Here is a 12,463-nt window from a genome sequence, read left to right as displayed (position 1 = left end):
AAGGGGTCGACGCAACACCTTCGATACCGAAGGAGTTGCAGGATGGTGGAAGTGTGGGAGCAGCGGCCTGGGTGGCTGGCGGATCTGCTGGCCCTCAAGGACCAGGGGATGGCCGTGGTCGAGGCGGCGCGGCAGCTGGGGGTCTCGCCGAGCTGGGCGTGTGAGGTGCTGCGCTCGCTCGGGCTGGGCTCGCCGGTCAAGCGCACCAGGGTCACCGCGGAACATCGGCACGCGGTGCTCGTCGGGTTCGAGGCGTCGGGCAGCGTGGACCGGGCGGCCGAGGCCGGCGGGGTGGGCCGGGACGCGGCGCGGTCCATCCTGCGCCGGGCTGGGGCGGTGCCGGCGGTGGTGCCGCTGGCGCAGCGGCGGGCTCAAGCGGCGACGGCCAAGGAGCAGTTCCACGCCCTGCTCGAGCAGGGCATCCACCTTCGGGCCGCGGCCACACGAGTCGGCATCCACGAGACGACCGGCTCGCGCTGGTATGACCAGTGGGTGACCAGCCGTGGCCTCACCCTCGCCCGATCCACCCGCCTCCACCGATCCACCCGCCTCCACCGATCCACCCGCCTCCACCGATCCACGTGCCTCCGCCGAGCCGACGGCCGAGGCGTCGGAGCCGGCGCGGTACCTGACGCTGGGCGAGCGGCTGTTGATCGCGGACGGGCTGCAGAACCGGCTGACGCTGAGCGCGATCGCCGGGTTGATCGGCAAGCACAAGAGCAGCGTCAGCCGTGAGGTGCGGGCCCACACGGTGACCGGGGTCTACCTGCCCCGGACCGCGCACGCGCACGCCGCCGCTGGCCGGGCCCGGCCGAAACCCTCGAAGCTGAACGAGGATTCGCCGCTGCGGCAGTACGTGCAGGAGGGTCTGGAGCAACACTGGTCACCCGAGCAGATCGCCAACAGGCTGATCCAGGACAACCCGGGCGACGAGACTATGCGGGTGTCCCACGAGACCATCTACCAGGCCCTCTACCTGCAGGCCCGCGGCGGCCTCAGACGCGAGGTCGCCCAGGCGCTACGCACCGGCCGGGCCCGGCGCAAACCCCACGCCGCGCCCGGGACCCGCCGCTCCCGGTTCAAGGACGAGATGGTGATGATCGCCGAGCGGCCGGCCGAGGTCGAGGACCGCGCCGTACCCGGGCACTGGGAGGGCGACCTGATCACCGGGGAGCTGAACAAGTCCGCGATCGGCACCCTGGTCGAGCGCACCACCCGGTACACCATGCTGCTGCACCTACCGGCCGGGCACACCGCCGAACACGTCCGCGACGCGCTGCTGGCCAGCATCACCACCTTGCCCGCGCACCTGCGCGGGTCGCTGACCTGGGACCAGGGCAGCGAGATGGCCGCGCACAAGCAGATCACCTTGGCCACCGACATGCAGGTCTACTTCTGCGACCCGGCCTCCCCGTGGCAGCGCGGCAGCAACGAGAACACCAACGGGCTGCTTCGCCAGTACTTCCCCAAGGGCACCGACCTGACCGTCCATGGCCCCGAAGAGCTCGAACTCGTCGCCCAAGAACTCAACGGCCGACCCCGCAAGACCCTCGGCTGGGCCACACCCGCCGAACGCCTCCGCGACCTACTACAGTCCGAGGGACCAACCGGTGTTGCGTCGACCCCTTGAAACCGCCCGGTCGAGTGTGCAGTTCGTGCCGTATGCCGCTGAGCTCGCTTCCCCTCGAGTGTGCAGTTCGTGCCCACGACGCATGGCGGGAAATGCACACTCGAGGGAGGGGTCGCCCCGGCACGAAGTGCACACTCGAGGGAGGTCGGCGCCGTCGTCTCCTAGACTGACGCCTCGTGTCCACCTATGGCCCCTCCACGCCCGACGACGTTGGCTACGCAGACCCCGAGGACGGGGGTGGCGAGCTCCTCCACGGTGAGGGCAGCCGCCACGACCTGCACCGGAGGCAGCGGGAGAAGCGCCGCAACCGGCGCGTCCTCGTCGCGGCCCTCGTCCTGCTCCTCGTCCCGGTCCTGGCGGTGGGCGGCTACCTCGTCTGGCTGAACCAGATCGTCTCCTCGAACATCAAGCAGGAGCAGCTGCTCCCCGATGTCCCGGGACCGACGAACGACGCCGGAGAGGCCATCGAGCAGCCGGCCGGCAACGGGACGAACTACCTGCTCCTCGGCAGCGACGCCGGCCCGGGTCGGGTCGGCGGGCGATCCGACGTCATGGTCCTGGTGCACGTCCCGGAGGACAAGCACAACGTCACGCTGATCCACTTCCCGCGCGACCTCTACGTCTCGATCCCGGACCACGGCAAGAACAAGCTCAACGCCGCCTTCGCGTTCGGCGGGTCTCCGCTGCTCGTCCAGACGATGCAGAACCTGCTCGGTGTCGAGGTCGACCACGTCGCCATGGTCGACTTCGAGGGCTTCAAGCGGATGACCGACGCGGTCGGCGGGGTGGACGTCAAGGTCGAGGAGGCGTCGACCGGCAACGGGGTCACCTTCAACGAGGGCACCATGCACATGGACGGCGAGACCGCGCTGATCTTCGTGCGCCAGCGCAAGCAGCTGAGCGAGGGCGACATCTCCCGCGGCCGTCGCCAGCAGGCCTTCATCAAGGCGCTCATGCTCAAGACGCTGAGCGCCGAGACCCTGACCAACCCGATCCGGCTCAAGGACTTCATCGACGCGGCGACGAGCAACCTCATCGTCGACCAGGACCTCGACGTGGGCACGATGCGCTCCGAGGCGTTCTCGATGAAGGGCCTGCGGGGCCGCGACGTGCGTTTCATCACCGCGCCGTTCACCGGTTTCGGCACGAGCCCCGAGGGCGCGTCGATCGACATCGTCGACGAGGCGGGCATGGACGCGCTCGGTGAGGCGATCCGCACGGACACCGTCGACGACTACGAGGACTGACCGTCCCAGGTCAAGAATGACGGCCGATGCGACCGGTCGAGGCGCTCAGGTCGAGCACATTGCCCGATTCCGGTAGCCTCGGCCCGAGGGTCCTTGCACCGGGGACCACAGGGGAAGCAAGAGACCGACACGTGCCGCACATCGCAACTCACACTCACACATGAGGATCCTGCTCCTCACGCACAACTACGAGCCTGAGCTCGGAGCACCGCAGCAGCGCTGGGGTGCTTTCGTCCGACGCTTCTGCGAGCGCGGCCATCACGTGACGGTCGTCACGCCGCCGCCCCATCAGCCCCGCGAGCTGCTCATCGACGACTCGGCCTACCCACGCCCCGGGCAGGTCCACCTCGGTCGGTACGGCGAGGTCGTCCACCGGGCGCACTTCCGCACCCAGGGTCATGCCCTGGGCACGCGCATCGTCGACCAGGTCGTCACGGCGGCCGACACGACCCGGCTCTCGATCCAGCGGCTGCACCGGCACCGCCCGGATGTCGTCGTCGCCACGGCGCCGGCCATCCCGACGCTCGGCTCGGGTGCGGTCGTGGCCGCAGCACTGCGCGCCCCCCTCGTCACGGAGATGCGGGACGCCTGGCCGGACCTGCTCGCCGTGGCGAACGAGTGGGATGAGGACGCCGTCCCGCCGGGCCGCGCCCGCGCCCTAGTCCACTCGCAGCTCATCCGGGCCGCGAGCGTCGGCATGTCGACCATCCAGCGCCGCTCTGCGGCCGTCATCACGACGACCGACACCTTCGCCGAGACCCTGCGCGACCGGGGCCTGACCGAGGTCCACGTCATCCGCAACGGCGCCCACCCGGTCCCGCGCTACCCCCGCCATCTGCCCCGGGTGCCGGACGGCGAGCTGCACGTCCTCTACCTCGGGACGGTGGGGCGGGCCCAGGGCCTCGGCGCAGCGGTGCTCGCCGCGCGCCACGCCCACAACGCTGGGGTCCCGATCCGCCTGCGCATTGTCGGGGCCGGCGCCGAGTATGAGGCCGTGGCGGAGATGGCCGCCAAGGGTGACGTCCCGATCGAGATGGTCGGCCAGGTGCCCCGTCACGAGGTCGCCGAGCACTACGCGTGGGCCGACACGCTCCTCGTCCACCTCCGACCCTGGCCGGCGCTCTCGGTCACCGTCCCGTCCAAGCTGTACGAGGCGATGTCGATCGGCCTGCACATCACCGGGGTCGTCGACGGTGAGGCGGCGCGCATCATCCGTGAGACGAGGGCCGGCGCCACGTTGAGCCCGGGCGACCCGGACGCCCTGGCCGAGCTGTGGGCCAAGATGGTGGCCGACCCGACCAGCCTCGTCGTCGGCCCCGAGCCGAGCCGCTGGACCCAGGTCCACGCCGACGACGACAGCCTGGCGACGCGGTACCTCGCGGTCCTCGAACGGATCGCGCGCCGCCGTGGCTGACCGGTCCACTGCACTCCGATCGGTCGCCCGCAACGTCGTCCTCCTCGGCCGCACCGCGGCGCGGCACGCACAGGACGACCCGATGCTGCTGTCCGTCCAGACCCTGCGCCGCCTGCCCTCCCCCGTCCGGTCGCGGGTCGCGTCCGCGCTGCTCTCCGGGGGCTCAGCCGCATCGGTCCGGCACGCGCTCGCGCACTTCCTCGCGGACCACCCCGCGGACGCGCGCCAGTCGCTCGCGCACGCGCAGCCCTCCTCGCGCATCGCCCGCCGGGTCGGCGCCGAGATCGACATCGTCCTCGGCGGCACCGCCCCCCTCGACGCCGCTCCCCTGCTGCGGGCCCGGTCCGCCTGGGCGCGAGGTGACGTGAGCGAGGCGGCTGCCGTCGCGTCGACGTCTCCGCGACGCGGAGGTCAGCGGTATGCCGCTGTGCTCGCTTCCGAGCGCGACCTCCTCACGCCGGGGTTCCGTCTCCCCGCCCCAGCAGCGAGGTCGGTGGCGTCGGGGAGCGAGCCCAGCGGCATACGGGCGCTTCATCTGCTCATCAACTCCCTGCCGTGGACGCAGTCCGGCTACTCACTGCGCAGCCACGCCATCCTCCGGGCGCAGCAGGCGGCCGGGATGACGGTGGAGGCGATGACCCGGATCGGATATCCGGTCGTCGTGGGCCTGCCGCAGGCGAAGGACGTCGATGTCGTGGATGGCATCACGTATCGCCGGGTCGTGCCGGCGCGGCTGGCCGCGACGCCGACGGGCCGGCTCGAGCAGACGGTCGAGGCCGTGGTGCAGCGAGGGCGCGAGTTCGGTGCGACGGTGCTCCACACGACGACGCACTACCCCAACGCGCTCACCGCCCAGGCGGCCGCTGACGCGCTCGGGGTGCCGTGGGTCTATGAGGTGCGCGGGCAGCTCGAGAAGTCCTGGCTCGCACGGCGGCCGCCGGAGGACCAGGAGCGCGCCGCGACGAGCGAGCGCTACCTGCTCGCCCGCGCCCGCGAGACCGAGATGGCGCTCGCCGCCGACCACGTGGTGACCCTGTCGACGGCGCTGCGCGACGACCTGGTGGCCCAAGGGGTGCCGGCGGAGCGGATCTCGCTGGTCCCCAACGCGGTGGACGCCGGCCTGCTCGAGCGCGCTGAGACGCCCGCCGAGGCGCGCGCGTCGCTGGGGCTGCCGCAGGACGGCTTCTGGGTCGGGTCGGTGTCGTCGATCGTCGACTACGAGGGCTTCGACGTGCTCATTCGCGCGGTGGCGCTGCTCCGGGAGGAGGGCCTGCCGGTGCGCTGCGCCATCGCGGGCGAGGGCGTGGCTCGGCCCGGCCTGAGACGGCTGGCCGAGCGGCTCGACATCTCGGATGCGATCGTGCTGCCGGGGCGGGTGCCGCGGGAGGAGGCCGTGCGGTGGCACCAGGCGCTGGATGCCTTCGTCGTGCCGCGCCTCGACACCGAGGTCTGCCGCACCGTGACACCGCTCAAGCCGATCGAGGCGATGGCGCTGGGTCGGCCCGTGGTCGCCTCTGACCTGCCGGCTCTGGCCGAGGTCGTCGTGGAGCCCGGCAGCGGTCTCGTGGCTCCTGCTGGCGATCCTCACGGGTTGGCGGCGGCGCTGCGTCGACTGGCAGCGGACGCGGACCTCATGGCACGGTTGGGTGCTGGCGGTCAGCGTTTCGCCCGGACCCGCACCTGGGGGGCGCAGGCCGAGACGTATCGGGCGATCTATGAAGGGTTGGGGGTGTCCCGTGGCGCGTGACTCGCACCGGCGACAGCTCCGCCAGTCGCCGTTGGACGAGCTCGACGTGGTCAACTTCGAGCGGGTCGACATCAGCCGCCTGTCCCCGGTGGGGGTGCGACCGAGCCTCGGGCGCTACGTCTGGGGCCTGCACCAGCGTCGGCACTTCATCTGGGCGGACGCCCGGGCGAAGGCCTTCTCAGGCAACAAGGACACGCTGCTCGGCAACCTCTGGCTCATCGGGCGACCTATCCTCGACGGCTTCGCCTACTACGTCATCTTCGGGCTGGTTCTGGGCACGAGCCGCGGCGTGGAGAACTTCATCGGCTTCCTCCTGGTCGGCGTGTTCATGTTCTCCTTCACGTCACGGTCGCTCACCGGGGGCGCCGGCGTGATGAACGCGGGGAAGAACCTCATCCGGGCGTTCTCCTTCCCCCGGGCCGCCATCCCCATCGCCTTACTCATCCGCGAGTCCCTGTCGATGATCCCGGTCATCATCACCATGCTGCTGATGATCACGGTGATCCCGCCGCACGCGGTGATCACGTGGCGGTGGGCGCTCTTCCCGCTCGTCTTCCTGCTCCTGATGATGTTCAACGCCGGGCTGATCTTCTACGCCGCCCGGCTCACGAGTGCCATCCCGGACGTGCGGCATGTGCTCGCCTTCATCTCGCGCTTCTGGCTCTACGGGTCGGGCGTGATGTTCTCCATGGAAAGGTTCATCACTCACCCGACGTTGCTCGAGATCGTCCAGCTCAACCCGGCCTACTGTGCGATCGAGCTGTCGCGCGAGCTGCTGGTCTATGGCACGACCCCCGACCTCAAGCTCTGGTTCACCTTGGGCGCCTGGGCCGTCGTCACGCCGGCGCTGGGGTTCCTCTACTTCTGGCAGGCGGAGGAGGAGTACGGCCGTGCCTGAGGAAGCCTTGGCCAGCGGGGGCCTGGATCTGCCGGAGGGGATGCCCGAGGAGACCCCGAAGAAGGGCATCATCGTGCCCATCGGGGAGCCGACCGTCATGGTCCGCAACCTCTCGGTCCACTACCGCGTGCCCACGAGCGAGCGCGGAACGGGTGGGCTGAAGTCGCGGCTCGGCTGGTCCCGCAACGTCACCGTCAAGGCCGTGCGCAACGTCACCTTCGTCGCCAGGTCCGGCGAATCGATCGGCGTCGTCGGCCACAACGGCTCCGGCAAGAGCACGCTCCTGAGGGTCATCGCCGGCCTGGAGACGCCGACCCGAGGCACCGTGCTCGCCACGGCCACGCCGTCCTTCCTCGGCGTCAACGCCGCGCTCATGCCAGAGATGTCCGGCCTGGCCAACGTGCGGCTCGGCCTGCTCGCCATGGGCAAGACCCCACGCGAAGTCAGGGAAGCCATCCCCGACGTCGTGGAGCTCGCGGGGCTGGGCGACTCGATCCACCTGCCGATGAAGACGTACTCCTCCGGCATGGGGGCACGACTGCGCTTCGCCATCGCGGCGTCGGCTCGCCCCGAGATCCTCCTCATCGACGAAGCGTTGGCGACCGGTGACGCGGCCACCAAGGAGCGGAGTGAGGCGCGGATGGCCGAGATCCGCCGCGAGGCGGGCACCATCTTCCTCGTGTCCCACGCCGCCCAGACCATCGAGGAGATGTGCACACGAGCGATCTGGCTGCACAAGGGCGAGATGGTGCTGGACGGACCTGCCTACGAGACCGCGCGCGCCTACCGCTGGTGGGCCTGGAACGTCTCCAAGGGTGAGCACGAGAAGGCGGAGAAGCTCCTGCACGACGCCCGAGCGCAGCTGCGACTGACCCACGTGGCACCGCACGACAGCACCTCGAAGAGGTACATCTCCCGCCACCGCCGCAACCTCTAGCCTTGAGCGAGAGGAAAGACTAGCCAGAGGAGCGTGGGCAATTGACGAAAATGAGGTCTGAGGAGCCACGGTCGATACACACTTTCCTCTACGGGAGCTGTGTCTCCAGGGACACATTCGAGTTCCTTCGTCCGCTCGGCTACACGCTCGTGGACTACGTCGCCCGACAGAGCCTCATCAGCGCTTTCGGCCCTCCGGCAGGGGGGCACGTCGACCACAGCGGGCTAAGCAGTTCTTTCCAGCGCCGCATGCTCGCCGGGGACGAGGATTCCTCACTCCCTCAGAGCCTGCGGAAGCATGCCGCAACCACTGACCTACTCCTGCTGGACCTCGTGGATGAGCGACTCGGGGTGCTTCCTCGGGCCACAGGCTTCTGGACCGACTCGGTCGAGCGACGTCACCTGCGGCGGGAGGCCGCGCCGGATCGCATTAGGCTAGAGATGGGGTCCGATCGCCACCGTCAGCTGTTCGCCTCCGCCGCCAGGCGACTCGGAGAACTGCTCGAGGATCTGTCCCTGCGTCAATGCACGGCCCTTCTCGCCCCAGCCTGGGCAGATCGAGTGAGGGGTGGGGGTGACGGTGAAGCTCCTAAAAGCTTCGGGCTCTCGGGAGCCAACATGAACCCGGTGTTTGGTGAGTATGTCGACATCCTGGCTGAGACCTGTGGTCTGGATGTTCTGGGCGCCAACATCCCGGTTGCCTCCGAGCCGGACCATCGCTGGGGTGTGGCGCCCTTTCACTATGACGACGAGACCTACGCCGCCCTAGCACAGGAAATCGAGCGTTTCTGCGTCAATGTGGGCCTTGAGCCAAGAAGTCAGACCGTCGGGCCAGCCGTCGTCTCGCTGCGGAGGCAGGACTCGCCTTCTGTCGTCACACTCCGTCAGAGTGCGTCGGCAGAGCTTACTGGGTCTTCGAAGTTAGCCGGGCAGGGTCCGGGTCCGCGTCGGTGACGTGAGGGGCCCGTGACCTCGGTGATCATGGCTGTTGTCTACGCAGTCGTGTCACGAAGTGAGGTCACGGGCTTGAGCCAGCCTACGCAATGTCAGCATGTCCACGACCCGGCTGAGCACGCCTCCCGGCTGCTCGGCCTGGAGGGGGTCGCCGTGCAGCGAGTTGAGCTCGACGCGTTCGGGGGACGGGTGGTGCACGTGGTCACCGAGGACGAGACGGCGGCGGCGTGCCCGTCCTGCGGGGTGTTCTCCACCTCGGTCAAGGAACGAGTCCGTACCCGCCCACGGGATGTGCCGCACGGTCGGGTGCCGTTGCGGCTGGTGTGGCACAAGACGAGGTGGCGGTGTCGCGAACCGCTCTGTGACAGAGTGACGTTCACTGAGTCCCTGCCGCAGGTCCCGGCCCGTACGCGGCTGACCATGCGGCTGCGGCAGCTGGTCGGGGCCGGTGTCGCCGACGGGTTCTCCTGCGTGCTGGCCGCGGCCCGGGCGCACGGGGTGTCCTGGCCGGTCGCGCACGCCGCGTTCGTCGAGCACGTCACCCCTCTCCTCGAGCAGGAGCTGCCGGCGGTGGCCGTGCTCGGGATCGACGAGACCCGCCGCGGCAAGCCGGTCTGGGCCCAAGACCCGGTGACGGGTCGGTGGAAGGTGCTGCACGACCGGTGGCACACCGCCGTCGTGGACGCGGCCGGCACGGCCGGGCTGCTCGCGCACATCGACGGACGGACCGCCTCGTCTGTAGCCGGCTGGCTTGCCGGCCAGCCGGATGCGTGGAGGACGCAGGTGACGCATGTGGCGATCGACTTGTCCGCCTCGTACGCCAAGGCCGTGCGCGACGCCCTTCCGGACGCGGTCCTGGTCGCCGACAAGTTCCACCTCGTCGCACTCGGCAACCAGATGCTCACCGAGGTGCGCCAGCACGCCACCCGGCAGGCCCGCGGCCGCCGCGGCCGGAAGAAGGACCCCGAGTGGGCCGCCCGCCGGCGGCTGCTGCTCGGCCACGAACGGCTCACCCACGATGCGTTCGCGAGGCTCTGGAACGCGCTGGTCGACGCGGGCGAGCCGGGCGCCGAGGTGCTGCACGCGTACGCCGTGAAGGAGCGACTGCGCTCCCTGCTCGCGCTGGCCCCGGGCGCGGACCGTGAGCTCATCTCGCACCGGCTGTACCGGTTCTACGCCCAGGCCGCCGCGAGTGACCTGCCCGAGGCCCACCGCCTCGCGCAGACCATCGAGACCTGGTGGCCGGCCGTGCTCGCCGCGATCACCACCGGCTACACCAACGCCCGCTCCGAGGGCTACAACCGCCTCGCCAAGCACGTCGGACGGGACGCCTTCGGCTTCCGCAATCCGGTCAACCAGAGACGCCGGATACGGTGGGCCTGCACCCGCCAACACCGGCGGGCGTCAGCCACGACTCACCACACACTGCCCGGCTAAGTTCGATGAGCCAGCTTACTGCCACGGTTCGACCGCCCGCGGGGCGGGCCTTCGCGTTCCACCTGTATGCCGCTGGGGAGCCCATCGAGAAGGTGCACTACGGCCGCTCACCGCTTCGCGTCTTCCACGTCGCCGGACGCGGGACTGGGCCGTTCTACGTTCGAGCCTTCGTCAAGGACGACCAAGGAGAACGCATTGCCATGGTGAGCGAACGGCTCCGCTTGCGGTAGGCCCCGCGGTCATCATCGGATGAAAACAGACTCACTGGTCTCAGCGTTCACGGGTGAGCCGTAGCGCTCCCTCGCGTATCCCCTGACGCGATACCGGCCGGGCTCCAGCCCGGCCCACCGCACGTGCGAGCGCGCGGAATAGCCCACTTCTGCGACCAAGCTGGAGCCTCGGTAGAGCTTGAATGCGTACTGGGCGAACCCTGAGACCTGCATGGTGGCCGTGAGCGCCCTTCCGCCCCCGTCGGCGGCGACGTGGACCGTTAGGGACGGCTCCCTTGTGGAGGTCGCTTCCCAGGACGTCTCGGTCGCAAGAGCGTCATTGTGGTAGCAAGAGGTCACCGCGTCTGTCTTGTCATAGAGGGCAGGCTCGTCCGGGAGCGTGATGGCCGAGTCGATGATCACGTCGGCGCCCCGCAGGCGCATGCGAACGACTATGCACGGCGTCTTGCGCCCGAAGCGTGAGAAGCGCCAGCCGAGCGGCTCCGGCGGTCCCTCACCGCGATGAACGGTGATCGCGACGTCCTCGCGCGTTGTCAGGGTCAGAGACATGCGAGTGAAACCATCCTTCGTGAGGTCGAACCCATCCCCACGAAGGTGGACGTCCAGCCCATCGCCGACGTGCCAGTAGATGTCGTACACGTGCCGGCTTGAGGCGCGCACTTCGTCTGTCACGAGGATCATTGGGTGCCGGCCGCTGTGTTCCACCACTTCGAAGGTCCGATCGTGTACCGCCCCGCTGAGGCGCGCATTGCGTCCGAGCACCTTGAACCGGTCTGGACCCACGTAAAGAGGCAGGAGTTCCACATGGTTGACGTGTCCGTCTGCCCGGGGTGTGCTCCGTCCGTCCACCACGAGAGTGTTGTGCGCGAATTGAGAGTAGGCATAGCGGGTGAAGGGGTCGTCGTAGGTGTATCCGTTTGGTCCCGCTTCGGCGAGGAGATCGACTCCCTCACTGGTCAGCCAGAACGAATTCTCGTCGGAGTGCTTGTGGTAGCCCGAGTTGTAGGCGGCCGAGAAGTAGACATAGGTTGCGTCTGGATCTCCCCATGCAGACCGGTAGATCGCGTATCCGGAGTCCGGAAGGACGAGGACACGCTTCGACGGGCGCATCCCCTGAACCCCTGCGGTAGCGGCATACAGAAACTCCTCGTCGGCGAAGACCTCACGAGCCACCGTCGCCAAATGGGTCGCCTGGGTGTCGCTCACGAGCGGAAAAGACCCGTCGGGACGTACGGCATGAGTTGCATAAACCGCCGCCTGTGCGAGGACCTCCTCGAGCTCGTTGAGCTGATCCAGCCCAGCGGCCCGGGCGAGTTCAGTGTGCTGTTTGAGGTATCTGGCGATGAGAACGTGGTAGTTCGGCGCGTTCTCGATATGCACTCCTTCCCGCGTGAAGCTTTGCCGGAAGTAATCAAGGAGGCGGTCGTTGGCTGTGAACAGGTACTCGAGGCGAACCCGTCGATTCCGCCAGTCAGCAAGACACGCCCACGAGAACAACGCAACATCTTGGAACATACCGTGGTTATTGAGCCCCGCGTGGAAGTCTTGACTCGCCAACAGCTTCGCCGTCCCATCGAGAAATGCGCGTATCCACGTCCGCTCGTCATCCCCCAACGCACTGATCTTGTCAACGATCGCCAAGACGTGCAGCATGCGCTGGGCAGTCGTCTCGTCGTGGTAGGCCATGGGGTGTACGGCTGCCGATGAGGCTGCAAGCGGGTGGCGGCCTTCCCACGCCCGCAGCAGATCCAAGGCGAAACGCGCAGGAGAGGAGTTCTGCGGCGCCAAGTCGGACGCCATCAGGCCGGCGAGGTCGCGAAGGAAGATGAACCCATGGACGTAGCGCCCTCGGGAGCGGTCCGAGCTGTCGCTCCAGGCCTCGGAGTCCATGTCGGTGGTCACTCTCAGGAGGCCGGACTGGGGAACGTCGACGATTCCATCTCGGATGTGCCTCGTGGCACGTGTCCGCG

Annotated in this window: 11 protein-coding genes; 10 read left to right on the top strand and 1 reads right to left on the bottom strand. The window is 68.9% G+C overall.

Annotated features, from left to right (window positions below):
- The first annotated feature begins 42 nt into the window (after positions 1-42).
- From INTCA_RS19805 to INTCA_RS05755, 10 genes are all read left to right on the top strand, one after another.
- Complete coding sequence (locus INTCA_RS19805; protein ID WP_169312896.1) at positions 43-735, top strand: hypothetical protein; 693 nt, start codon at positions 43-45, stop codon at positions 733-735.
- Entirely contained in the window at positions 629-1,630 is a 1,002-nt protein-coding gene (locus INTCA_RS19445) for an IS30 family transposase (protein WP_148236755.1), read from the top strand. The genes INTCA_RS19805 and INTCA_RS19445 overlap by 107 nt, the downstream gene beginning before the upstream one ends.
- Before the next feature lie 176 nt (positions 1,631-1,806).
- Positions 1,807-2,877, top strand: a complete 1,071-nt coding sequence (locus INTCA_RS05790) for an LCP family protein (RefSeq protein WP_013491987.1) — start codon at positions 1,807-1,809, stop codon at positions 2,875-2,877.
- A gap of 160 nt (positions 2,878-3,037) precedes the next feature.
- The gene (locus tag INTCA_RS05785) at positions 3,038-4,291 is read left to right on the top strand and encodes a glycosyltransferase family 4 protein (RefSeq protein ID WP_013491986.1); all 1,254 of its coding nucleotides are present in this window, start codon (positions 3,038-3,040) and stop codon (positions 4,289-4,291) included.
- Entirely contained in the window at positions 4,284-6,038 is a 1,755-nt protein-coding gene (locus INTCA_RS05780) for a glycosyltransferase family 4 protein (RefSeq protein WP_013491985.1), read from the top strand. Before INTCA_RS05785 ends, INTCA_RS05780 begins: the two co-directional genes overlap by 8 nt.
- Positions 6,028-6,936 carry an ABC transporter permease gene (locus tag INTCA_RS05775; protein WP_013491984.1) on the top strand — a complete coding sequence of 303 codons (909 nt, stop codon included), beginning with the start codon at positions 6,028-6,030 and terminating at the stop codon, positions 6,934-6,936. The genes INTCA_RS05780 and INTCA_RS05775 overlap by 11 nt, the downstream gene beginning before the upstream one ends.
- Positions 6,929-7,873: an ABC transporter ATP-binding protein gene (locus INTCA_RS05770; protein WP_013491983.1), complete on the top strand. Its 945-nt coding sequence runs from the start codon at positions 6,929-6,931 to the stop codon at positions 7,871-7,873. The genes INTCA_RS05775 and INTCA_RS05770 overlap by 8 nt, the downstream gene beginning before the upstream one ends.
- Positions 7,874-7,923: 50 nt before the next feature.
- Entirely contained in the window at positions 7,924-8,826 is a 903-nt protein-coding gene (locus tag INTCA_RS20630) for a DUF6270 domain-containing protein (protein ID WP_013491982.1), read from the top strand.
- A gap of 153 nt (positions 8,827-8,979) precedes the next feature.
- Entirely contained in the window at positions 8,980-10,263 is a 1,284-nt protein-coding gene (locus tag INTCA_RS05760) for an ISL3 family transposase (RefSeq protein WP_218916289.1), read from the top strand.
- Between the two features lie 5 nt (positions 10,264-10,268).
- Positions 10,269-10,493, top strand: a complete 225-nt coding sequence (locus INTCA_RS05755; RefSeq protein WP_013491981.1) for a hypothetical protein — start codon at positions 10,269-10,271, stop codon at positions 10,491-10,493.
- Between the two features lie 12 nt (positions 10,494-10,505).
- Here the strand turns inward: INTCA_RS05755 and INTCA_RS05750 are convergent, their stop codons facing one another.
- On the bottom strand, positions 10,506-12,395 hold the full coding sequence (locus INTCA_RS05750; RefSeq protein WP_041307310.1) for a heparinase II/III family protein: 1,890 nt from the start codon (positions 12,393-12,395) through the stop codon (positions 10,506-10,508).
- Positions 12,396-12,463: the final 68 nt, after the last annotated feature.

It is taken from the genome of Intrasporangium calvum DSM 43043 (assembly GCF_000184685.1).
GTDB classification, from domain to species: Bacteria; Actinomycetota; Actinomycetes; order Actinomycetales; family Dermatophilaceae; genus Intrasporangium; species Intrasporangium calvum.
The sequence above is the reverse complement of the archived record's forward strand: the minus strand, read 5'-3'. Positions and strand labels throughout refer to the sequence as shown.

Bases quoted from the DNA above. Each gene is read 5' to 3' on its own strand.
- INTCA_RS19805 (WP_169312896.1), top strand. From the start codon at position 43: ATGGTGGAAGTGTGGGAGCAGCGGCCTGGGTGGCTGGCGGATCTGCTG.
- INTCA_RS05785 (WP_013491986.1), top strand. From the start codon at position 3,038: ATGAGGATCCTGCTCCTCACGCACAACTACGAGCCTGAGCTCGGAGCA.
- INTCA_RS20630 (WP_013491982.1), top strand. From the start codon at position 7,924: ATGAGGTCTGAGGAGCCACGGTCGATACACACTTTCCTCTACGGGAGC.
- INTCA_RS05755 (WP_013491981.1), top strand. From the start codon at position 10,269: ATGAGCCAGCTTACTGCCACGGTTCGACCGCCCGCGGGGCGGGCCTTC.